Annotated in this window: 22 protein-coding genes; 12 read left to right on the top strand and 10 right to left on the bottom strand. The window is 65.3% G+C overall.

The window, feature by feature from the left end; translation table 11 throughout:
- Nucleotides 1-7: 7 nt before the first annotated feature.
- A complete protein-coding gene (locus AD89_RS0102245; RefSeq protein WP_025776981.1) occupies nt 8-1,093 on the bottom strand; it encodes a GNAT family N-acetyltransferase in 1,086 nt (361 codons plus the stop codon).
- Nucleotides 1,094-1,283: 190 nt separating this feature from the next.
- On the opposite strand from AD89_RS0102245, the gene fdxA reads away from it, so the two are divergent.
- From fdxA to AD89_RS0102230, 3 genes are all read left to right on the top strand, one after another.
- Nucleotides 1,284-1,610 carry a ferredoxin gene (fdxA, locus tag AD89_RS0102240; RefSeq protein WP_025776980.1) on the top strand — a complete coding sequence of 109 codons (327 nt, stop codon included), beginning with the start codon at nt 1,284-1,286 and terminating at the stop codon, nt 1,608-1,610.
- Between the two features lie 3 nt (nt 1,611-1,613).
- A complete protein-coding gene (gene dapC, locus AD89_RS0102235) occupies nt 1,614-2,735 on the top strand; it encodes a succinyldiaminopimelate transaminase (RefSeq protein ID WP_025776979.1) in 1,122 nt (373 codons plus the stop codon).
- 234 nt (nt 2,736-2,969) lie between these two features.
- Nucleotides 2,970-4,253 (top strand): citrate synthase, encoded by a 1,284-nt coding sequence (locus AD89_RS0102230; RefSeq protein ID WP_025776978.1) that lies wholly within the window; start codon nt 2,970-2,972, stop codon nt 4,251-4,253.
- Nucleotides 4,254-4,602: 349 nt separating this feature from the next.
- On the opposite strand, the gene dapD is transcribed toward AD89_RS0102230, so the two are convergent.
- Complete coding sequence (gene dapD, locus AD89_RS0102225; protein ID WP_025776977.1) at nt 4,603-5,547, bottom strand: 2,3,4,5-tetrahydropyridine-2,6-dicarboxylate N-succinyltransferase; 945 nt, start codon at nt 5,545-5,547, stop codon at nt 4,603-4,605.
- 41 nt (nt 5,548-5,588) lie between these two features.
- On the opposite strand from dapD, the gene dapE reads away from it, so the two are divergent.
- From dapE to AD89_RS19550, 6 genes are all read left to right on the top strand, one after another.
- Nucleotides 5,589-6,755 (top strand): succinyl-diaminopimelate desuccinylase, encoded by a 1,167-nt coding sequence (gene dapE / locus AD89_RS0102220; RefSeq protein WP_025776976.1) that lies wholly within the window; start codon nt 5,589-5,591, stop codon nt 6,753-6,755.
- 5 nt (nt 6,756-6,760) lie between these two features.
- Entirely contained in the window at nt 6,761-7,588 is an 828-nt protein-coding gene (locus AD89_RS17955; protein WP_025776975.1) for a TIGR00730 family Rossman fold protein, read from the top strand.
- On the top strand, nt 7,585-8,484 hold the full coding sequence (gene folP / locus AD89_RS0102210) for a dihydropteroate synthase (protein WP_025776974.1): 900 nt from the start codon (nt 7,585-7,587) through the stop codon (nt 8,482-8,484). Before AD89_RS17955 ends, folP begins: the two co-directional genes overlap by 4 nt.
- Before the next feature lie 35 nt (nt 8,485-8,519).
- Nucleotides 8,520-8,816 carry a DivIVA domain-containing protein gene (locus AD89_RS0102205; RefSeq protein WP_025776973.1) on the top strand — a complete coding sequence of 99 codons (297 nt, stop codon included), beginning with the start codon at nt 8,520-8,522 and terminating at the stop codon, nt 8,814-8,816.
- Nucleotides 8,813-10,048, top strand: coding sequence for a membrane protein (locus AD89_RS0102200; protein WP_025776972.1), 1,236 nt, complete (start codon nt 8,813-8,815; stop codon nt 10,046-10,048). Before AD89_RS0102205 ends, AD89_RS0102200 begins: the two co-directional genes overlap by 4 nt.
- 174 nt (nt 10,049-10,222) lie before the next feature.
- Entirely contained in the window at nt 10,223-10,393 is a 171-nt protein-coding gene (locus AD89_RS19550; RefSeq protein WP_064485784.1) for a DUF3117 domain-containing protein, read from the top strand.
- A gap of 78 nt (nt 10,394-10,471) precedes the next feature.
- Here AD89_RS19550 and AD89_RS0102190 read toward each other — a convergent pair whose 3' ends face one another.
- A complete protein-coding gene (locus AD89_RS0102190) occupies nt 10,472-11,107 on the bottom strand; it encodes an O-methyltransferase (protein WP_025776971.1) in 636 nt (211 codons plus the stop codon).
- Nucleotides 11,108-11,143: 36 nt separating this feature from the next.
- Nucleotides 11,144-11,476 (bottom strand): MGMT family protein, encoded by a 333-nt coding sequence (locus tag AD89_RS0102185; protein WP_025776970.1) that lies wholly within the window; start codon nt 11,474-11,476, stop codon nt 11,144-11,146.
- Between the two features lie 82 nt (nt 11,477-11,558).
- Here AD89_RS0102185 and AD89_RS0102180 point away from each other — a divergent pair, with 82 nt between their 5' ends.
- Nucleotides 11,559-12,014: a twin-arginine translocase TatA/TatE family subunit gene (locus AD89_RS0102180; RefSeq protein WP_025776969.1), complete on the top strand. Its 456-nt coding sequence runs from the start codon at nt 11,559-11,561 to the stop codon at nt 12,012-12,014.
- Nucleotides 12,015-12,051: 37 nt separating this feature from the next.
- Here the strand turns inward: AD89_RS0102180 and AD89_RS0102175 are convergent, their stop codons facing one another.
- The 3 genes from AD89_RS0102175 to AD89_RS0102165 form a co-directional block, all read right to left on the bottom strand.
- Nucleotides 12,052-13,173, bottom strand: a complete 1,122-nt coding sequence (locus AD89_RS0102175; RefSeq protein ID WP_025776968.1) for an Mrp/NBP35 family ATP-binding protein — start codon at nt 13,171-13,173, stop codon at nt 12,052-12,054.
- Nucleotides 13,174-13,241: 68 nt separating this feature from the next.
- Nucleotides 13,242-13,778, bottom strand: coding sequence for a DUF1003 domain-containing protein (locus AD89_RS0102170; RefSeq protein WP_025776967.1), 537 nt, complete (start codon nt 13,776-13,778; stop codon nt 13,242-13,244).
- A gap of 2 nt (nt 13,779-13,780) precedes the next feature.
- Nucleotides 13,781-15,055: a magnesium transporter MgtE N-terminal domain-containing protein gene (locus tag AD89_RS0102165; protein ID WP_025776966.1), complete on the bottom strand. Its 1,275-nt coding sequence runs from the start codon at nt 15,053-15,055 to the stop codon at nt 13,781-13,783.
- Between the two features lie 216 nt (nt 15,056-15,271).
- Between AD89_RS0102165 and AD89_RS0102155 the strand changes: the two genes are divergently transcribed.
- Nucleotides 15,272-17,197: a calcineurin-like phosphoesterase C-terminal domain-containing protein gene (locus AD89_RS0102155; RefSeq protein ID WP_025776965.1), complete on the top strand. Its 1,926-nt coding sequence runs from the start codon at nt 15,272-15,274 to the stop codon at nt 17,195-17,197.
- Nucleotides 17,198-17,307: 110 nt separating this feature from the next.
- On the opposite strand, the gene AD89_RS0102150 is transcribed toward AD89_RS0102155, so the two are convergent.
- Both AD89_RS0102150 and AD89_RS0102145 read right to left on the bottom strand, forming a co-directional pair.
- Complete coding sequence (locus AD89_RS0102150) at nt 17,308-18,399, bottom strand: P1 family peptidase (protein WP_025776964.1); 1,092 nt, start codon at nt 18,397-18,399, stop codon at nt 17,308-17,310.
- On the bottom strand, nt 18,399-19,925 hold the full coding sequence (locus tag AD89_RS0102145; protein ID WP_025776963.1) for an aminopeptidase P family protein: 1,527 nt from the start codon (nt 19,923-19,925) through the stop codon (nt 18,399-18,401). Before AD89_RS0102145 ends, AD89_RS0102150 begins: the two co-directional genes overlap by 1 nt.
- Before the next feature lie 78 nt (nt 19,926-20,003).
- Between AD89_RS0102145 and AD89_RS0102140 the strand changes: the two genes are divergently transcribed.
- Nucleotides 20,004-20,861, top strand: a complete 858-nt coding sequence (locus AD89_RS0102140) for a PHP domain-containing protein (RefSeq protein WP_025776962.1) — start codon at nt 20,004-20,006, stop codon at nt 20,859-20,861.
- 152 nt (nt 20,862-21,013) lie between these two features.
- Here AD89_RS0102140 and AD89_RS0102130 read toward each other — a convergent pair whose 3' ends face one another.
- The gene (locus AD89_RS0102130) at nt 21,014-22,546 is read right to left on the bottom strand and encodes a DEAD/DEAH box helicase (RefSeq protein WP_025776961.1); all 1,533 of its coding nucleotides are present in this window, start codon (nt 22,544-22,546) and stop codon (nt 21,014-21,016) included.
- Nucleotides 22,547-22,576 lie beyond the last annotated feature (30 nt).

The raw sequence follows: 22,576 nt of genomic DNA, 5'->3' as shown, positions 1-22,576 counted from the left end.
TGACCGGTCAGCGGGCTGCGGCGTACCAGGACCGATGTCGGACAGTCGCGCCGAGAGAGGCGAAGAGGTTCAACGACGCCTCATTGCTCGACTCGATGTCGACGAGGTAGGACCGAACCCCGCGCTGAGACAGCAGCGCCGCCGCAGCAGCGGCCACTGAACGCCCGGCACCGCGTCGTCGCAGATCGGGACGGGTGATGAGGTTGGTGATGACTCCCCATTTGCTGCGCTCGACCACTCTGCAGGCCGCAACCATGGTCCGGGAGCCATCGGGATGCTCGGCATAGGCGGTGACGAACTCACACGGCTGATCGGCTTCGATGAGTGTCGTGAACGCCTCAGCCGAACCCGGTGCTTCACCGGGGCTGCGCTGCGACGTCCACGCGGCGAAGTGTTCGGAGGTCGGCGCATCGTTCACGTCGATGAGCAGACCGGCAGCGGCCGCCTCGGCGGGGGAAGACACGCCGCCGGCGGCCTCGCTCGTGGCGCCGGTGAGCAGCAGGGTCGCCTCTGAAGGGGTGTAGCCGCGGGCCGAGAGCAGGGGAGCGAGCCCTTCGCACTCGGGAGCCAGCGCGGCGGAATCGTCGGCCGAATAGATCTGAATACGACTGGGCTCGCCTCGGGTCCGATACCACTCCTCGACGGCGTCGAGCCCCTGTTCCCACGCGAGACCGGTGTCGGAGATGGGCAGGCACGAATTGGCTCGGCGGGTCGCGGACTCCGAATGGCGCAGCAGCCAGCCCTTCTGCAGCAGGCTGACCTCGGCGGCCGCCTCGGGGCCTTCGTTGCGCAGGTTCTCCACGTGCAGCCAGGACACATCGCGGGGCAGCCAGGCCGCCGCGGAGATGCGCCGCAGATCCACGGCGGAGACGATCTCGTGGGTGCGTCCGGCTTTGGTGGGAGCCGGGGGCACCTCGTGGACGAGGAGGATCTGGGCACGGGCGATGCGCAGGGGGCCGCGCTTGGTATCGATCTCGAGTCCCGACTCGTCGACGGCTGTGACGACGCCGAGGGCATCGGACGTCGAATGGGTGTGACCGGGGTCGAGCGAATACCGCACGACCACTCGTCTGCCGGGCTGCAGATCGTCCACGTCTGGCCTTCCTCCGCGAAATTGATGCCCTCCCACCCTATGACACGCTCGCCCCGGTCGGGCGCAGGCGGCAGCGGCGATGTCAGATGCAATGCGAATCACCTGAGACCGGTGAGCACAGGAATCCCCCGGAGGCGTATTGTGGGAGGCATATGCGCACCATCTGTGAGTCTTTCGAGGAGTCAGCCCAGTGACGTACATCATTGCCCAGCCCTGTGTCGACCTCAAGGACAAGGCCTGCATCGACGAATGTCCCGTCGACTGCATCTACGAGGGCGAACGCAGCCTGTACATCCACCCCGACGAATGCGTCGACTGCGGTGCCTGCGAACCCGTGTGCCCCGTCGAAGCCATCTTCTACGAAGACGATGTGCCCGATGAATGGGAAGAGTACTACAAGGCCAATGTCGAATTCTTCGACGACCTCGGTTCGCCCGGCGGCGCCGCGAAGCTCGGCAACACCGGCAAGGACCACCCGATCATCTCCGCTCTGCCGCCGCAGAACCACGACGACTGACCGATGACGAACACCTTCGGACTCAACCTCCCGGACTATCCCTGGGACCGACTCACGGAATACCGCAACCGGGCCGCCGAGCACCCCGACGGAGTGTGCGACCTGTCCATCGGCACGCCCGTCGACCCCACCCCCGAAGTGATCCGTCGTGCCCTGTCGGAGGCCGGAGATGCGCACGGCTACCCGACGACCGCCGGAACGGGGCAGCTGCGTGAAGCCATCGCCTGGTGGTATGAGAACTGGCATTCGGTCGACCTCGACCCCGCTGCCGAAATCCTGCCGACCGTCGGCTCGAAGGAGCTCGTCGCCTGGTTGCCCACTCTGTTGGGACTGCGCGAACGCGGGCTCGCCGTCGCCTGTCCCTCCGCCGCGTACCCGACCTATGAGATGGGGGCGACCATCGCGGGTGTCGAATGCCGCCGCATCGACGCCGCTCAGGTCGTCGACGGAGTCTCGTTGGACGGTATCGGTCTGCTGTGGATCAACACCCCGAGCAATCCGACGGGTGAGGTCCTCGACGTCGGCACCCTCGCCGAGGTGGTTCGCCGTGCTCGCGCCGCCGGAGTCGTCGTGGCGTCGGACGAATGCTACGGACTGCTCAACTGGGAATCCGATGAGCCGGCACCGAGTGTGCTTGCAGCCGCGGGGGAGTCGAACGCCGGCGTGCTGAGTGTGTACTCGATGTCGAAGCAGTCGAATCTCGCCGGCTATCGAGCGGCGTTCGTCGCCGGTGATGCCGAGCTCATCTCGGATCTCACCCGCTCGCGCAAACACGCAGGCATGATCGTGCCCTTCCCGATCCAGGAGGCCATGGTCGCCGGACTGCGCGACACGGAACACGTGCTGGCGCAGAGGGAGACCTACCGGGCGCGGCGCGAGGAGCTGCGAACTGGGCTCGAGGAGTTCGGATTCCGCATCGATCATTCGACCGCGGGTCTCTACCTGTGGTCGACAGCAGACAAGAACTGCTGGCAGTCCCTGGCTGACCTCGCCGAACTCGGCATCGTCGCAGGTCCCGGTGAGTTCTACGGATCGGCGGCTGCCGACCATGTGCGAATTGCGCTGACCGCCACCGACGAACGGATCCGGGCCGCGGCCGAGCGTCTTCGGGCCGCCGCGAAATGATGGCGGGGGTGGGGTACGGCGCTTGTGAACCACTGGGTTCCGAGCGTCCGCTAAGGCACCGCTAAGACTTCATGCAAGCCAAAAAACTGTTATTTTCCCTGGTCAGACGTATTACCGACCAGTATATGAAGCGTGCAGTGATTTTCTGATTCCCGCAGTTGTCGGTAGTCTTTGAAAGAACTGTGCAAAACACCTCAGGAAGTTCTTGGGGTCGGTCAACGGTGAGGAGATCGAATGACTTCGGAGGCGAACCTCAGGATCGCTGATACGGAGCTGACACTGCCCGAGGTGTCAGCAACAGCGGGCAACAACGGATACCGTATCGGTTCTCTGCTCAAAGAGACTGGCGCGGTCACATACGATCCAGGGTTTGCCAACACTGCAACCACCTCGTCGTCCATCACCTACATCGATGGTGACAACGGTGAGCTGCAGTACCGCGGGTACCCGATCGAACAGCTCGCGGAACAGTCGAACTTCGTCGAAGTCTGCTACCTCCTCATCTATGGTGAGCTGCCGACTCAGGAACAGTACGACGCCTTCGACGCTCGTCTGCGCGGACACACCATCGTCCACGAGGACCTGCGACGCTTCTTCCGTGCGTTCCCGTACGACGCTCATCCGATGCCTATGGTTGCAGCTGCCGTCGCGGCTTTGTCGACGTTCTACCAAGATGACCTCGATGTCTTTGACGAAGATCAGATCGACACGTCGTCATTCCGTCTGCTCGCGAAGATGCCGACCATCGCAGCTCTTGCGCATCGGAAGAACATGGGGCTGCCGGTCATCCACCCGGACAACTCGCTGAGCCTGGTGGAGAACTTCCTGCGCGTGAACTTCGGCGTTCCCGCTGAGGAATACGAACCGGATCCGCTGGCGGTCAAGGCCATGGATCAGCTGTTCATCCTCCATGCCGATCACGAGCAGAACTGCTCGACTTCGACGGTTCGTCTCGTCGGCTCCTCGCAGGCCAACGTGTTCCAGTCGATCTCTGCCGGAGTCAACGCCTTGGCCGGACCGCTGCACGGCGGCGCGAACTCCGCTGTGCTCGAGATGCTCGAGCAGATCGCGGCCTCCGATGACGGACCGAAGAAGTTCATGGAGCGCGTGAAGAACAAGGAAGACGGCGTTCGTCTCATGGGCTTCGGTCACCGCGTGTACAAGAACTACGATCCGCGCGCGAAGATCATCAAGAAGACGGCCGACGAGGTTCTCGCCCGCTCCGGCGGCGACCCGCTGCTCGAGCTCGCTCAGCAGCTCGAGGAGATCGCGCTGGCCGACGACTACTTCGTCGAGCGCAAGCTCTACCCGAACGTCGACTTCTACACGGGTCTCATCTACAAGGCCCTCGGCTTCCCGACGAATATGTTCACGGTGCTCTTCTCGGTCGGTCGTCTGCCCGGCTGGATCGCTCAGTGGCGCGAGATGATCAAGGACCCCGAGACGAAGATCGGCCGTCCTCGCCAGATCTACACAGGCGAATACAACCGGAACTACACGGACATCAGCGAACGCTGAGTCCTTCAGCTCAGCCGGCCACACGTCAGCGACGTGACAACGGACGGTCGAGCCCCACCTCGGCGCATGTGTCGTCGAGCCCACGCAACGGCGTCGGAGCAGAATCTTCTGTCCGACGCCGTTGCGCATTCTCGGCTCGGTCTCGTGCAGGCGCTCTTTGCCCATTAGGAACGGGGCGTTATGGCACTCGCACGGTGTTTCGCCGGCAGCAGGGTGACTCGTCGCGGAGCATGTGGGATGCCTGGCGTCGGCGAGGAGTGAATGCGCTGAGGGCGCGTCCACATGATGTGAACGCGCCCTCAGCCGCAGTGCCGCGGCGCGGTGTCGCTGCGAACGACCAGCCTGCCGATCAGTGCAGGTCGGGGTTGAGCTCGATGCCCTTGGAGTCGCGGGCGATCGCCTCGACGGTGCCGGTGACGGAGTTGCGGCGGAAGAGGATGTTGTTCTTCCCGCTGAGCTCGGCGGCCTTGACCACGGCATCGCCTTCGCCGGGGACAGTCACGCGGGTGCCGGCAGTGATGTAGAGGCCGGCTTCGACGATGCAGTCATCTCCGATGGAGATGCCGACACCGGCATTCGCACCCAGCAGGCTGCCCGAGCCGATGGAGATGCGGTGAGTGCCGCCGCCGGAGAGCGTGCCCATGATCGAAGCTCCGCCGCCGATGTCCGATCCGTCGCCGACGACGACGCCCTGCGAGATGCGGCCCTCGACCATGGCCGAACCGAGGGTGCCGGCGTTGAAGTTCACGAAGCCTTCGTGCATGACAGTGGTGCCGGGAGCCAGGTGAGCGCCGAGACGGACACGGTCGGCATCGGCGATGCGCACACCGGAGGGGATGACGAAGTCCGTCATCCGCGGGAACTTGTCGAGCCCGTAGACGGCGACGGGACCGCGGGCGAGCAGTCTGGCGCGAGTGGCCTCGAAGTCCTCGGGCGAGCAGGCGCCGAAGGAGGTCCACACGACATTGGCGATATGACCGAAGATACCGTCGAGGTTGACGTCGTTGGGGGTCACGACGCGGTGGGACAGCGCGTGCAGACGCAGGTAGGCATCGGCCGCCGAGGCGGGACCGGCGTCGAGATCGATCGTGGTCGTGACGACCTCGGAACGGGTGCCGCGGGCCTCATCAGTGCCCACCAGCGCGTCAAGTCCGTCATCGGCGGCGCGGGCGGTGGCGGCCGCCTCGGCCGTGTGATGGGTATCACCGCTGCTCAAGGCGGGGTACCAGACGGAGAGGACGGTATCGGAATGGATCGTGGCGAGTCCACGTGCGGAAACAATGCGTTCTGTCATGCCTCAAGCCTAGACGGTGGCGCCGTACTAGGCTAAGAGACATGACTGTCGATCCATCTGCTGAGACTGATGCCATATTCGCGCCCGCCGGAGACCTCGGTGAATATCTGTTCGTCGCACTGGGCGACCCGGCCGAACTCACCGGTCGTCTGTGCGCCGTCGAATCCGTGTCCGGGAACGAAACCGTCCTCGCCGATGCCGTCGTCGACGTGCTGGAGAGGATCAGCGCAGGGCCGGGCCCGGACCTGGAGATCCTCCGCGACGGAGACACCATCGTCGCGCGCACGAACCTCGGCCTGGCCGAACGCATCGTCGTCGCCGGCCACCTCGACACCGTTCCCGTCGAAGACAATCTTCCACCTGTGCGCACCCATATGACCGGAGAGAACTACCCCGCTGATGAGGTCATCTGGGGTCGGGGCGCCTGCGACATGAAGGCCGGAGTGGCGATGCAGCTGGCCACGGCGGCCGCGCTGACTGCACCGAATCGCGACGTCAGCTGGGTCTTCTACGACCACGAAGAGGTCGATGCCTCACTCAATGGGCTCGGCCGAGTCTCCCGCAATCACCCCGATTGGCTCACCGGTGACTTCGCGATCCTCGGCGAACCCTCCAACGCCTCAGTCGAAGGCGGCTGCAACGGAACCATCCGCGTCGACGTCACCACCACTGGAGTCCGCGCCCACTCGGCACGTGCATTCATGGGCGTCAACGCCATCCACTCCGCCGCCGAGGTGCTCACCAGGCTCGCCGAATTCGAGACCGACACCGTCACGGTCGAAGGCCTCGACTACCGCGAATCCCTGTCCGCCGTGAACATCCGCGGGGGAGTCGCCGGCAACGTCGTGCCCGACCAATGCGTCGTGTCCGTGAACTACCGCTTCGCTCCGAGCAAATCCGCCGCCGAGGCGGAGTCCTTCCTGCGCGAGTTCTTCACCGGATTCGACGTCGTCGTCACCGATGCCGCAGAAGGTGCGCGCCCCGGACTCGACAGGGCCATCGCCCAGGACTTCATCGATACGCTCGGACTGTCCCCGGCCCCGAAGCTCGGCTGGACCGATGTGTCCCGATTCAGCGCACTGGGAATTCCGGCAGTGAATTTCGGTCCCGGCAACCCGCTGTATGCTCACAAGTCGGATGAGCATGTGAGAGTCGCCGAGGTGGACCAGGCCACCGCAACTCTGCGCAGCTACCTTCAGGGCCGGTGAATGAGATGACCAGATCGACAGACGATTCGACCGGCGACCCGGCAGGCGATTCGACGGACGACCCTACCGGCGACCCTGGCTACTACAGCAAGGGCCCGCTGCGTCTCAGCGGTGACCAGGTGCCGAAGACGACGACGGACCAGCGTCTCCTCGAATCGAAGTCCGGCACCGACTGGGTGCATGAGGACCCGTGGCGGGTCATGCGCATCCAAGCCGAGTTCGTCGAAGGATTCGGCTCGCTGGCCGAGATCGGCCCGGCCGTGTCGATCTTCGGGTCCGCCCGTCTGAAAGCCGGCACCCGGGCGTATGCGGACACCCGAGAGATCGCCCGCCGCCTTGCGGAGAACGGCAACGCGATCATCACCGGCGGGGGGCCCGGAATCATGGAGGCCGGCAACCGCGGAGCCTGTGAGGGCGGGGGAGTGTCCATCGGGCTGGGCATCGAGCTGCCCTTCGAGACCGGACTCAACGAGCACGTCGAACTCGGCGTGAACTTCCGCTACTTCTTCGTCCGCAAGACCATGTTCCTCAAATACTCGCGCGGATTCGTCGTCATGCCCGGCGGCCTGGGCACACTCGACGAGCTGTTCGAGGCCTTCACCATGGTCCAGACCGGCAAGATCACGTCATTCCCGATCGTGCTCGTCGGCACTGACTACTGGAGCGGGCTCGTCGATTGGATGCAGAACACCCTTCTGGCCGCGGGGACGATCAGCGAAGCGGACCTGAACATGTTCACGCTCACCGACGACATCGACGAAGTCGTTGCCGCGATCGGACCGGGACACGGCACGGACTACGCGGTGTTTTCACCTGCGAACGGCCGACCGTGAGGGGCGACGCCGCCGGCCAGCCGGAGTCCGAACGGTTCGAACTGGCCCGCGCCCGGCCCGGCACCCCGGCGATCATGGCCGTGATCAACCGCACCACCGATTCCTTCTACGAATCTGCCGCCACCCTCGACGAGGCGATCGCCGCGGTGGGGACCGCCGCCTCCGCCGGTGCCCAGATCGTCGATATCGGAGGGGTGCGCGCCGGCCGCGGTCGGGAGATCTCCGTGGCCGAGGAGATCGACCGCGTGTGCCCGACCATCGACGCCGTGGCTCGGTCCCATCCGCACGTGCTCATCAGCGTCGACACCTGGCGCCATGAGGTGGCCGAGGCGGCCTGCAAGGCCGGCGCGGGACTGCTCAATGACACCTGGGCAGGGGTCGACCCGAAGCTCGCCGAGGTGGCCGCCCGGAATGATGTCGGCATCGTCTGCTCCCACACAGGCGGATTGGATCCGCGCACCGACGCCCACCGCAACCGCTATGGTCTGCAGGCCGGTGACGTCGTCGACTCCACCGTCTCCGGCGTCATCGAGCTCGCCGAGGCGGCCCGTGCAGCAGGGGTCCGCGAGGACAGGATCATCATCGACCCCACCCCGGACTTCGGGAAGAACACCTACCATTCGCTGCGGCTGCTGCGCGAACTCGAACGGTTCACCGCCACGGGCTACCCGGTTCTGCTGGCGATCTCACGGAAGGATTTCGTGGGAGAGGCCATCGGCGAGGTCGGTCCACAGGATCGACTGTACGGGACGATCGCCGCCACCGCGCTGGCCATCGAGAAGGGAGCGGCACTGATCCGCACCCACGACGTGAGAGCCACTGCCGACGCGATCGAGGTGACCGCGGCGATCACCGGTCAAGGCGCACCGAAACACACCGTGCGCGGCCTGCGCTGAACATTCCGCGCAGGCGCCTATGCGAAAATGAGGGTATGCCTCTGTGGATTGTCATCGGTGTCGCGGCCGCGGTCTTCGTCCTCGTTTTCGTCGTCGCGGCGACCTTCAACGCTTTCTCTTCCGAAACCGTCGACGAGGCCGAAGAGCGCTGGACCGGACTGCCTGCGGAGTTCACCGTCGAGGACCTGGAGTCGGTGCGATTTCGGCCCGCACTGCGCGGCTACCGCATGGAAGACGTCGACGAGGCCATGGCGATGCTGCGCGCACGCCTGAGCGAACTCGAATCCGCAGCTGCTTCTGACGGACCGGAAACGGCTGCCGGACCACGATGAGTCGCCCTGCAGACCTGCCCGGAATCACCCTCGCCCCCGAAGTCTTCGACTCCTCCCGCTTCAGCCGCTTCAGCGCTCTGTTCATGAGCCTGCCCGTGTGGCTGCAGGCGGTTTCCGTGTACTTCGTCTCCCGCGTCGTGAGCATGTCGATCTTCGCCGCGGTCCTCAAACGTCAGGACCCGGCGAACTGGTCATCGTCGCCGGTGACGACGACGCTCAATGACTTCCTCAACTTCTGGGACGGCGGCTGGTACGGTCGCGTCGCCGACGAAGGGTATCCTCGCGTGCTGCCGGTCGACGAAACCGGAGCTGTCGCGGAGAACCAATGGGCGTTCTATCCGCTGCATCCCTCGATCGTGGCCACTGTCTCCGACCTCACCGGGCTGAGCTACGAGGTCATCTCGCCGATCGTGTCCACGATCGCCGCGGGTCTGGCCTCGATCGTCATCCTCCACCTCTTCCGCAAATACGTCGATGCCGGTCAGGCGCTGATGGGACTGGCTCTTGTCATGTTCTTCCCGCCGGCCGCGATCTTCTCCACCGGATATGCCGAATCTCTGACTCTTCTGCTGCAGGTGATGGCGCTCTTCCTCGTCGTGGAGAGACGCTATCTCACCGCGATCCCGGTCGTGACCTTCATGGATCTGTCGCGGCCGATCGGCGTCGCGTTCTCGTTCTTCATGCTCTTCCACCTCATCGACCGCTTGCTTCGCCGCCGCAGCGATCCGTATCCGACCGGCGAGGTGGTCCGGTCCTGGACGCTGGGCGTGGCCTCGTGCGCGGCGGCACTCATCCACCCGATCCACGCGTGGTGGGCGACCGGATCGCTGACGGCCTATACCGACACCGAGGCGGCCTGGCACACCGGCGAGACCACGTTCGTCGTCCAGTGGGTGGCAAGGTCGATCAGCCTCATCGGTCCGCTCGGGCCGGTGCTGCTCGTCATCGTCATCGGCGGAATGCTCGCCCTGATCTTCTCACCGGCGGGAGCGCATATGGGGCGGACGCTGCAGCTGTTCTGCCTCGGCTACGGGCTGTATCTGCTCATCTTCTTCAATCCCCAGACCTCCACCCTGCGTCTGCTGCTGCCGCTGTTTCCGATGGCGCTGACGCTGGCGCTGGTGCGCTCACGAGGGTATCGGGCCGCGATGCTGGTGGCCTATATCCTGCTTCAGATCGTGTGGGTCGCTTATCTGTGGCACTTCACTCCGCCCGCCGACCTGCCTCCGTGATCTCCAGCTGACCTGCCTCCGTGACCGTCAGCCGATCCGCGCCGCGACTGCCCACAGGGTCGAAGAGTTGCGAAGAGTTACCGGGAACGCGCGGATCATGGAATAATCGTACGTACATCATTCGGTCCACCTGGTGTGAACCGTCTTTGCATGACAACGGAAGGAAGAGCCCATATGGCAGCCCAGAAACCCCGCACCGGCGACGGACCTCTGGAAGTGACCGAAGAAGGCCGAAGCATGGTGATGCGGCTTCCAGTCGAAGGCGGCGGTCGCCTGGTGATCGAACTCAGCAGAGACGAAGCCACCGGACTCCACGACACTCTCGCCCAGACACTGGGGCTCTGAGCCGACGGCCGCAGCACACGGCCGAGCGGACACTCACGAACAGCAGAGACTTACCTGTAAGTCTCTGCTGTGCTCGTTTCACCGGGCCTTCTGCAGAAGCAGCAGCCCTTCGCCGATGGGCAGCAGCACCCGTTCGAGGTTCTCCTGTTCTGCGATGCGGTTGAGCATGCTGCGCGCAGCCTGGGTGCGAGGACTGCGATCGACGGGATCTGCGACAGCGCCTTTGAGGAGGGTCTTGTGGATGACCAACAGGCCCTGAGCGTCGAGCAGACGCAGGGAGGGCTCGATCATCCTCTCCAAACTGCCCGGCTCCACGTCGATGAAGACCATGTCATAGGCCGACGGGGCGAGTCGTTTGAGCACCTCTTCGGCACGGCCGCTCATCAGACGCAGCCGACCAGGTCTGATCCCGGCCATGTCGACGAGATCCCGCGCGGCGCTCTGGGTCGTGGAATTCGTGTCGATCGACGTCAGTATCCCGGCGTTGGGCATGCCGCGCAGCAGCGACAGGGTCGAGGTTCCGACGCCGGTGCCGACTTCGACAGCCGCGACCGGCGTGAGGAGGCGGGCCAGGAGAGTCAGGGTCTTCGCCGTGGTCTGGGAGACCGGGCCGATCCCGAACTCATGTGAATGGGTGCGAGCGGCGTCGAGCAGCGGATCGGGACCGTTGAACTGTTCCGAGAAGGTGAGATCACCTGCATTTTCGCGTGCCAACCGGCCCCTCCCTTCTGGTGCTGAGTCTTCCCAAGTCTAACCGCATCCGGGTTCGATTCCGTGGGTGCGCCACAGCTGATCGAGTTCGTCGACGTCGAGGAACGCCGAGCGTTCGACGCGCTCATGCGTATGGGCGGTGCCTTCGTCGTCCCAGTGGGTGCGGGCCCGAGCGAAGATCTCGGGCGGCAGGAGACCGGTCGCATCGACGACTCGCCACCACGTGACGTTCGACCCGAATTCCCGCATCACCCGACCGACGTAGCGGGGTGAGCAGTCGGCGACTGCGCCGACCGTGCCGTAGGCGACGACACGAGCGGCGGGGACGAGCTCGACGATGCGCAGCACCCGTTCGACGGCTATCTCGTCCACTGCACCTCCCGGCGGGATCGGATTGTCGAACCTGTGCTGACCATGAGTCGATGCTACCGCCGTCCACGGTAGACTTGAGACCATGTTCGGTATCAACGGCACCGAAATGGTGATTCTGGTCGTTGTGGCCTTGGTCGTCATCGGACCCAAACGCCTGCCCGAATACGCTCAGAAGCTGCGGGACCTCGTGCGACAGATGCGTCGCATGGCCGAAGGCGCGAAGGACAGCGTCCGACGCGATTTCGGCGACGACTTCAAGGACGTGGACTGGCAGAAGCTCGACCCGCGTCAGTACGATCCGCGCCGGATCGTGCGTGAGGCCCTCGTCGAAGAGGACGCGGCCATCCGCGAGTCCAAGCGTCAGGAACGTTCCACTCAGGAAACGTCGCCCGCTGAGTCCGCAGGCGCTGTGACGTCGACTCAGACCGACACCGAGGCGACCCCTGCCCGGGAGAAGTCACCCATCGAACGGTTCCAGGCCCAGGTCACCCTGCGCGACCGTGCCGACGCGGCGCCGTTCGACCCCGAAGCCACCTGAACCCGGGGCCATCGAACAGCACCGCAGCGACGCCGACTCACACCGGGCTCAGGCCCAGAGATCTGCCGGACAGGCCCCGAGTGCGTCGCTTGAGCGACTCAGCGAGAGAGTCGAAAGCCTGCGCCGCAGGCGAATCGGGGCTGCCGAGCACGACCGGGGTGCCCGCGTCCGATCCTTCCCGCAGACGAGTGTCCAAGGGAATCTGAGCGAGCAGCGGAACCTCGTGTTCGAGGGTGGCGGTGAGGTTCTCGGCCACGCTGGCACCTCCGCCGGAGCCGAACACCTCCATTCGGGTGCCGTCGGGCATCTCCATCCACGACATGTTCTCGATGACTCCCGCCAGCGTCTGCTTCGTCTGCGTGGCGATGGATCCGGCGCGTTCGGCGACCTGTGCGGCCGCTGACTGCGGTGTGGTGACGACGAGGAGTTCGGATGCGGGCAGCAGCTGTGCCACGGAGATGGCAATGTCACCTGTGCCGGGAGGCAGATCGAGCAGCAGCACGTCGAGGTCGCCCCAGAACACATCCGTGAGGAACTGCTGCAGGGCGCGATGGAGCATCGGACCGCGCCAGACGACAGCCTGGCTCGCAGGGACGAACATGCCGATGCTCATCACCTTCACGTCATGGGCGACCTGCGGCAGGATCATCTCATCGACTCGGGTCGGCTTACCGGAGAGACCGAGCATGCCGGGGATGGAGAAGCCGTAGATGTCGGCATCGACGACGCCGAGGCGCAGACCCTTCTCCGCCAGGGACACGGCGAGGTTCGCCGTCACCGAGGATTTGCCGACTCCGCCCTTTCCGGACGCAACGGCATAGACCTTGGTCAGAGACTCAGGACGGTTGAACGGAATATCGCGGGTGCCGGAGCCCTGCAGCTTCTCCTTCATCGCCTTGCGCTGTTCGGGGCTCATCGTCCCCAGCACGACAGCCACCTCGGTGACTCCGTCGACCCGGGCCACCGCGGCCTCCGTGTCCTTGGTGATCGTGTCCTTCAGCGGGCACCCGGCGATCGTGAGGAGAACCGTGACGGTGACCTTGCCGCCGTCGATGCCGATCGATTCGACCATGTCGAGTTCGACGATGCTGCGGCGGATCTCCGGGTCGATGACCCCGGTCAGCGCCTGTCTCACAGCGTCCACAGAGGGACCAGTCATACCCACGTCCTTTCGTTCCCGGGTCCGTGCTCCCGGGCCTTCAACACTACCTATCGGCGGTCGTCTCGTCATCCGCCGCGAGGGCCGCCTCGCCGCTGTTCGGAGGGTCGGGAATCGACGTCGCCGTCCTGCTTCTCCTCTTCCAGCTCCTTGAGCAGATCTTTGAGCTCCGAGCGGATGAAGTCGCGGGTGGCGACCTCACGCATGGCGATGCGCAGCGCCGCGACCTCCCGTGCCAGGTACTCGGTGTCGGCGAGGTTGCGTTCGGCACGCTGCCGATCGTGTTCGAACTCGACGCGGTCCCGGTCGGTGCTGCGGTTCTCCGCGAGCAGGATCAGCGGGGCTGCGTAGGAGGCCTGCAGGGAGAGGATGAGGGTCAGCAGAGTGAAGTTCAGCGACCTCGGGTCGAACTGCCACGACTCGGGCAGCAGGGTGTTCCACAGCAGCCACACGGCACAGAAGACCGTCATCCCGACGAGGAACGCCGGAGTGCCCATGAACCGGGCAAAGGCTTCGGCCCCGCGGCCGAAGGTCTCGGGGGAGACGGTGAAGCTCGGCAGTCGGCGTTTGCTCGACCTCGGGATCTCGAAATCATCGACGGCCATCTCTACCCCCTGCTGCGATCGTCACGACCGGTGGTTCGCCAGTCCTCGGGCAGAAGCTCGTCGAGGACGTCATCGACGGTGACCACACCGACGAGGCGATCGTTGTCATCGGTGATCGGCACCGACACCAGATTGTACGCGGCCAACAGCTTCGCCACCTCACCGAGGGGAGTCTCCGGCGACAGAGGTTCGACCTCGGTGTCGAGCATGATGCCGACCGCCTCGTGCGGCGGATGGCGCAGCATCTCCTGGATGTGGACGAGACCCAGATACTTGCCCGTCGGAGTCTCCACGGGCTGACGGCAGACGAAGACCGCTGCGGCCAGGGCCGCCGGCAGGTCTTCCCGACGCACATGGGCGAGCGCCTCGGCGACCGTGGCCTCCGGGGTCAGGATCACCGGTTCGGTCGTCATCAGACCGCCCGCAGTGTCGTCATCGTAGGCCAGAAGCGTCCGCACATCTTCGGCCTCATCGGGCTCCATCAGCGTCAGGAACCGTTCGGCCTGATCATCACTGAGCTCGCCGAGGAGGTCAGCCGCGTCATCGGGCGCCATCTCCTCGAGCACGGTCACGGCTCGTTCGGTCTCGAGTCCCGCGAGGATCTCGATCTGGGTCTCGGCCGGCAGCTCCTCGACGACATCGGCGAGGCGTTCGTCATCGAGGGCACGGGCGACCTGCAGGCGGCGGGACGAGTTCATCTCGAAGAGCACATCGGCGAGGTCGGCGGGCTTCGTGTCCTGATAGGCGGCGATGAGCTGGGTGGCTTCCTGGTCGACCTCGGAATCCACCGGATGGTCGGCGTCCGTCCAGTCGATCTGCTTGGTCTCACCACGGCGGCGGAACGCGGCGAATGCGCTGCGTTCGGGCACGCGCCGCACGAACAGGCGGGTGACCTCCCAGTCCTTGTTCACCTGCTGTTCGATACCGACATCTTCGATGAGCACCGGTGAGTTGTCCTCCCGCAGGCGCAGGCGCCGGTCAAGCAGGTCATTCATTACCAAGGTCTCGGACTCGCGCTGCTCGAAGCGCCGCATATTCACCAGACCGGTGGTGATGACCTGCCCGGAGTCGATTGCGGTGACCCGGCCCATCGGCACGAAGACACGACGCCGTCCCGGCACCTCGACGACGAGGCCGATGACTCGAGGGGACTGACGCATCGTCGCACGGTAGACGAGAACGGCGTCGCGGACACGGCCGACCTGATCTCCGAGAGGGTCGAACACGGGGGCGGAGACGAGTCGGGCGACGAAGACTCTTTTCGGTGGACCACTCATGGTCTCAGACTACGTGGTGCGTAGAGATTTCAGTGGTCGCTTCCAGGAATTGAATCCAGATCACATCCGCTGCAGGTGGACGCAGCGGGCGTCGGGTTCCATCCGGACTCTTCTCCTATTCATCAAGCTGTCCTAACTGCTTCATCTCGTTGTCGCCCCGTCTCCCTAGGGTCAACTCTCGGCAGAACCCGCCACAGTCGAATACAGGAGAAATCCATGCAGACACGACGAATCCGCCCGCGCACCGCCGCCGCCGGTTTGGGGGCCTGCGCCGCGCTCTCGCTCTTCGCCCCGCTTCTCTCACCGACGGAGGCGGTGGCAGCGGACGCTCCGGCCGAACTCTACGAGGGCCACGTCCAGGTCGACCGCGGCAAGGCCGCCGACCCGCAGAAGTTCACCGGTCAGGTCTTCGACGACGTCAATGAGAACTCGAAGCTCGACGGTGATGAGGAGGGCGTCTCCGGCGTCGCGGTGAGCAACGGAGCCGACGTCGTCCTCACGGACGGAGACGGACGCTACGCGCTGCCCGTGCGAGAGAACATGACCGTCTCGATCACTCAGCCCGCCGGATGGCAGGTGCCCGTCGATGAGGACATGATCGCACAGTTCAGCTACAACCATCTGCCGGAAGGCTCCGGAGACCTCGAGTTCGGAGGCATCGAACCGACCGGTGAGACACCGAAGGCCGTGAACTTCCCGATGATCGAGTCGCAGGCTTCGGCGCAGGACGACCAGAACTGCCCGATCGCCGCCGATACCCAGGCGTATGACACGACCGAGATGGGCTATGCCCGCGACGGTGCCGTCGGCGACCTCGCCGACCGCAGCGACTACGGGGCCTGCGGTGTGCTTCTGCTCGGCGACAACGTCGGTGACGACCTCAGCCTCAATGACGAACTGCGAGACATCTACTCGCAGATGAATGGCCCCGTGCGAGTGGCACCGGGCAACCACGATCAGGACTACGACGCGGTCGATGACTCGCACGCCCTCGACACCTTCCGCGACCAGTTCGGGCCCTCGTACTTCTCCTACGAGGTCGGCAAGACCCACTTCGTCGTCCTCGACAGCATCGAGTACGAGGGCAAGGCGAACCGGAAGAAGTACAAGGAGAAGATCAGTCAGGAGCAGCTGACCTGGCTGGAGAACGATCTGCAGAACGTTCCGCGGAACGCTCAGGTCGTCATCGCCACCCATGCGCCCATCCTCACGCACAAAGACGTCGTCGTCGACAATGCGAAGGACTTCTACGACGTCATCGCCGACTACCCGAACGCCGTGACCGTGGGCGGACACACGCACACTCAGGAGAACCTCGTGGCAGGTCAGACGCGGAAGGAATGGGCCGCGGCCGGGATCGAGAAGCTGCCGAATACACAGATCGTGGCCGGCGCCGTCTCCGGAGACTGGTACTCCGGCGGGCTCAATGCCGACGGACTGCCGTACGCATTCACCCAGGACGCGTCGGAGCCGGGCGTGCTCACCCTCGAATACGACGGTAGCTCGCGCAGCGAACGCTACACCGTGCGAGGCGAGTCCGAAGATCACCAGCTGCTGCTCGGAGTGAATTCGCCTGAGTGGCGCGATTGGGCGCAGAAGGCGCAGGAGTGGCAGGACGCGGACAGGGAAGGCGATGCCCCGGAGGCGGTGTCCGAACGCGTCGTCACCCGCGATGACCTCACGCAGGGCGAGACCTGGCTGACCTCGAGCTTCCTCGCCGGCACCGCAGACGCCCGCGTGGAGGTCAGCTTCGACGGCAAGGCGCCGAAGCGGTCCGAGCACACTCAGCCGGGCAAGGGCGAAGCCTTGGCCAAGGGCTGGGAATACACCGATCCGTACACGGCCTCGCAGAACCTGCGGACGTCTGGCAATGTGGGCCGGTCGAGCTCGCATCTGTGGCGGACCGCGATCCCGTCGGATCTCGATCTGGGCACGCACACCGCCGAGGTGACCGGAACCGATCGCTACGGTCGTGACTTCACGCAGACGGTCCGGTTCACCGTGGTCGAGGACGAGGCTGCGGCGAAGGCCGAATCGCAGAAGCTGCTGCGTCAGGACGGCTTCGACGCCCAGCAGAAGAAGGAAGTCCGGGATCCGTCGGGTCTCGACTCCGACGAGGCTCAGTCGGCTCGCAACGACTGAGCGCTGAAGAAGGAGCTGAAGCTCAGCGCGGCAGACGGATGACGATGTCCGCGAGCTGCGGAGAACTGAGAAGAGCGGGGCCCGCCGAACGGCGGGCCCCGTCTCCGTGATCAGAGTGCGGTGAACTCCGAGCTGAAATCCGGTGCGATCTCGCTCAGCGTCGGCGGCTGTCCCCAAGCGCCGTCGACGGGGGTCGCCGAAGCATGGGCGTCGAGGATCGCCAAGCTCAGCGCATCGGCCGCCGCAGCGGAGATCATCACGAGCTCTCGGGTAGCGGCGTCACGGTTGGTGGGCAGATCCTGGGCTCCGGTGGCGATGCCGAAGACCGTATCGCCGTCGAAGAGAGTGTGCGAAGGCTGCACGGCTCGCGAGATGCCGGCATGTGCTCCCGAGGCCATCCGTGTGGTCTGGGCCGGATCGAGTCGCGCGTCGGTGGCGATGATCGCGATCGTCGTGTTCTTCGCCGAGGATCTCGAACCCGGTGACGGTGCGGCGGGAAGCCCGTGGACCGTGGGCAGATCGAGACCGACTGAGCGCAGCAGCGGGTCCAACCACAGACCGCCCGACGGTGTGCCGATCGTCCCCAGCGAATTCGCCGCGACAAGAGCCGCGACAGTGGTCCCGCTGGGCAGACGGACGGCGAAGGAACCGAGTCCACCCCGCAGGGTCTGAAACCCGGACCGAGCTCCTGTACCTGCTCCGATGCTGCCTCGGACTTCGCCCGTTCGGCCGGAGAGCGCCGCGCGTGTCGCCTGTGTGCCCTCGTCCGGCTGCGGCGGGGCAAGGGAACCGTCCCCGCGGCCGAGATCGTAGATCGCGGCCGCGGGAACGAGCGGAATGACCGTATCGGCCAGTCCGGGAGCGGGGAACCCGAGTCCCGCCTCGGCGAGAGTGTCGACGACACCGGATACGGCGCCCAAGCCGAACGCGGAGCCGCCGGTGAGTACGATGGCATCGGCACCGTAGGAGTGTGTTCCCGGCGCGATGACATCGGTCTCACGGGTGGCGGGACCGCCGCCGCGGACATCGACGCCGATGGTCGACCCGGGTGGGGGCAGCACAGTGGTGATCCCGGTCAGGCGGGTGTCGGTGAGCTCACCGGCATGACCGAGGCGCAGGCCGGGGATCTCGAGGATTCCGCGCCCGCGGACCGGGCCGGAGCATGCGTCCCAACCCGGCCTGCTGGCGGCACCCGGGGTCATCAGCGGTCCCGGTCCCGTCCCTGCACCCAGGCTTCGACCTCGGTTCGGGTGCGGGGGAAGTCGGCGGAGAGATTCTCCACTCCGTCGGCGGTGACGAGCACGTCGTCCTCGATGCGGACACCATTGCCGCGGAACTCCTCGGGCAGCAGCAGGTCATCGGACTTGAAGTACAGTCCGGGTTCGATGGTGAAAATCATTCCCGGCTCGATGGTGGCGTCCAGGTACATCTCCGCTCTCGCCTGCGCGCAGTCATGGACGTCGAGGCCGAGGTGGTGGCTGGTGCCGTGGACCATCCACCGGCGGTGCTGCTGTCCTTCCGGCGACAGCGAAACGGCGGCGGAGACCGGCAGCACGCCGAACTCTTCGAGACGCGTCGCGATGACCTCCATGGCCGCCTCGTGGACCTCTCGGAACTTCACGGGACGGTCGGTGTGTTCGGCGGCCACGGCGAAAGCGGCGTCGGAGGCTTCGAGTACGGCATCGTAGATCTTCGCCTGCACCTGACTGAATGTCCCTGAGACGGGCAGGGTGCGTGTGATGTCCGCTGTGTAGAGCGAATCCGCTTCGGCTCCGGCGTCGACGAGGATGAGGTCACCGTCCCGAACCTGGCCGTTGTTGCGGATCCAGTGCAGTGTGCAGGCATTGTTGCCCGAGGCGGCGATCGTGTCATAGCCGACCCCATTGCCGTCGGAGCGGGCAGCGGTTTCGAACGCGGTTTCGACGATTCGTTCTCCCCGGCGGTGTTCGAGTGCGGTCGGCAGCGATGCCACCACATTGTCGAATCCGGCTCGGGTGATGGCGACGGCTTCGCGCAGCTGGGCGATCTCGTGGTCGTCCTTGATCAGGCGCAGCTCGGAGAGCATCTGGGCCAGTTCCGCATCTCCGGCCTCGGACGTCTCGAGATCGGCCTGGACCTGGGTGCGAGCGAGCTCGATGACTCCGTCGATGCGAGTGTCGGCCTGACGGACGAGGCGGACGGAGATGGCACCGAGGTCTTTCGTGATGGCGTCATCGACGGTGGCGGAGTTCGCCGTGGCGATGCCGGTCATGAGGGACATGGCCTCGAGGTCGGCGCGGGGTCCGACCCAATATTCGCCGTAGCGGGAATCGGAGAAGAACTCTTCGGTGTCGGCGCCGGCTCGAGGACGGAAGTACAATGTCACGTCGTGGCCGTCGCCCTCGGGCTCGAAGACGAGAACGGCGTCGGGCTCGGAATCGGCCTCCAGGCCGGTGAGATGGATGAACGCGGAATGGGCACGGAAACGGTAGTCGGTGTCGTTCGAGCGGACCTTGAGTCCGCCGGCGGGAACGACGAGCCGCTCACCGGGGAAGGCTGCCGAGACGGCGTCGCGGCGTGCCGGGGTGAAACCGGCGGCGGCGAGAGCCTCGGCATCGAGAGGTGTGCGATCCCAACCGGAGGCGACGAAGTCGCGGAAGGCGGTGGAATTCGGTCGATGCGAGCGATTGTTCACGCGGTCTGCGAGGTCCTGTGTCGAGTCTGGGAGTTCTGAATTGTGCTCTGTCATACCGCCAGTCTAGACGGGTGGAGTGACATGGAGTGCACATGTGGAAGTCGGAACGACAGATGCAGATACACTGTGACCATGGTCATCGATCTCCATGTGCACACCGCATTCTCGGACGGGACCCAGACTCCTTCCGAACTCATCTCAGAAGCCTCGATGGAGGGCATCGACGTCGTCGGACTCACCGACCACGACACCACCGCCGGTTGGACCCTTGCCGAAGATGCTGCCCGCGTCTACGGGCTCGGACTGGTGCGGGGAATGGAGATCTCCTGCCGCTACGAGGGCATCAGCGTGCACCTTCTGTCGTACCTGCACGACCCGTACGATACGGGTCTGGCCGAAGTCGTGCAGGAGACGAGGCGGGCCCGCCTCGACCGCACACACCTCATCATCGAACGATTGGCCGAAGACTATCCGATCGATATGGATGCGGTGCTCTCGGTCTCCGGCGAAGACGCCACGATCGGACGTCCGCATATCGCCGATGCGCTGGTGGCAGCCGGTGTCGTCGAAACTCGCACCGAAGCGTTCTCGTCGATTCTGTCCAGCCAGGGAAAATACCATGTGTCTCTGCCGACGATCGACCCGATCACTGCGATCGGACTCATTCGCGAAGCCGGGGGAGTCTCGGTCTTCGCTCACCCGCGCGCGGCCATGCGCGGCCGGGTGGTCCCTGATTCGGCGATCACCGATTTCATCGCCGCAGGCCTCGACGGACTCGAGGTCGACCACCGGGACAATCCTCCGCAGGAGCGCGAAGCGATGCGGCGGCTGGCGCACGAGCATGACCTCATCATCACCGGCTCGAGCGACTACCACGGCACGGGCAAACCCAATCGTCTCGGCGAGCACGTCACCTCCGACCATATGCTCGCAAAGCTGCTCGAACGCGCCGCGTCACGGCCCGGTGGAGTCGACTTCATCCAGGGCTGAGCCCATACGACAGACCGGCCACGAGCGCGAGAAGTCCGACAGACTGGAAGACGAGCAGGACCGGCACCGCATCGACATCGACGAGGGGCCCGACCACTCGGTCGGGCCCCTCGTCGGGGTTGTGCGGGGACTCGGTCTCGCCCGCGGACGGATCAGTCCTGGTTGGAGTCGGCGGACGCCGGGCCGCCCTGACCCGACTGTCCGCCCTGCGCACGGTTGACCGGCTTGCCGCCGCGGGTGCGGCGACGATTGCGCTGGCGACGCGGTTTGCGGCCGTCCTCACCGGCTGCCGACGAGGCGTCACGACGTTCGGATGAGCCGCCTCGGCGAGAGCCGGAACGGCTGCGGCCGGATCCGCGACGTTCGGATCGACGGCTCTTTCGTTCTCCGGTGGACTTCTCGTCCTCTGCATCGGAGTGCTGGCGCGGCAGGCGGCCCTTGGTGCCCTTCGGGATGCCGAGGTCGGAGAAGAAGTGCGGGGACGTTGAGTAGGTTTCGACTGGTTCGTCGAAATCGAGTCCGAGGGCCTTGTTGATCAGTCGCCAGCGGGGCATGTCATCCCAGTCGACCAGGGTCATGGCGACACCGGAGTTGCCGGCTCGACCGGTACGTCCGATGCGATGGACGTAGGTCTTCTCATCCTCAGGGCACTGGTAGTTCACGACATGGGTGACATCGTCGATGTCGATACCGCGGGCGGCGACATCCGTGGCCACGAGCACGTCGACCTTTCCTTCGCGGAAGGACTTCAGGGCCTTCTCACGCTGTGACTGGCCGAGGTCCCCATGGAGGGCCTTGACCGCGAAGCCGCGATCCTCGAGCTCGGCGGCGAGCTTGTCGGCGGTGCGTTTGGTGCGGGTGAAGATGATCGTGCGACCGCGGCCCTCGGCCTGGAGCATGCGGGCGACGAGCTCGGACTTGTCCATCGAATGGGCACGATAGACGAACTGAGTCGTGTTCTTGCCCGTCAACGACAGATCCTCATGATCCTGAGCGCGGATATGGGTGGGCTGATTCATATAGCGGCGGGCCAGGGTGATGACCGCGCCAGGCATGGTGGCGGAGAACAGCATCGTCTGACGGTGCGCGGGCACCGCGTTGATGATCTTCTCGACATCGGGCAGGAAGCCGAGGTCGAGCATCTCGTCGGCCTCATCGAGGACGACGGTGCGGACGCGGTGGAGTTTGAGGATCTTGCGACCGTAGAGGTCCAGGAGGCGACCGGGGGTGCCGACGACGACGTCGACGCCGGACTTGAGACGGTTGATCTGCGGGTCGAAGTCCATGCCGCCGTAGATGGTCATGATATCGATGTCGCGCTGCACCGAAGCGGTGACGAGATCGGCCGCGACCTGCTTGGCCAGCTCACGGGTGGGGACGACGACGAGAGCCTGCGGCAGCCGAGTGCCCTTGGCATCGTTCAGGCTGTCCGGAGTCGATTCGGGGTCGGTGGTCACCGAGGCGTCTTCGGTCTTGCCGACGACGCGCTGGAGCAGGGGGATTCCGAATCCCAAGGTCTTTCCGGTGCCTGTCTTCGCCTGCCCGATGATGTCGGCTCCCGACAGCGCCACGGGCAGAGTCAGCGCCTGAATGGGGAAGGGGTGGGTGATTCCTGCCGAGGCCAGCGAGGCCACGATCGGTCCGGCGACTCCCAGCTCCGCGAAATCCGCTTCTGTCTCCGCCATATTCCAAACTCCTTTTAGCGCGTCTGCGCT

Source organism: Brevibacterium sp. VCM10, assembly GCF_000583215.1.
GTDB lineage: Bacteria > Actinomycetota > Actinomycetes > Actinomycetales > Brevibacteriaceae > Brevibacterium > Brevibacterium linens.
Note: the sequence above shows the minus strand (reverse complement) of the source record. Positions and strands in the feature narration are given on the sequence as shown.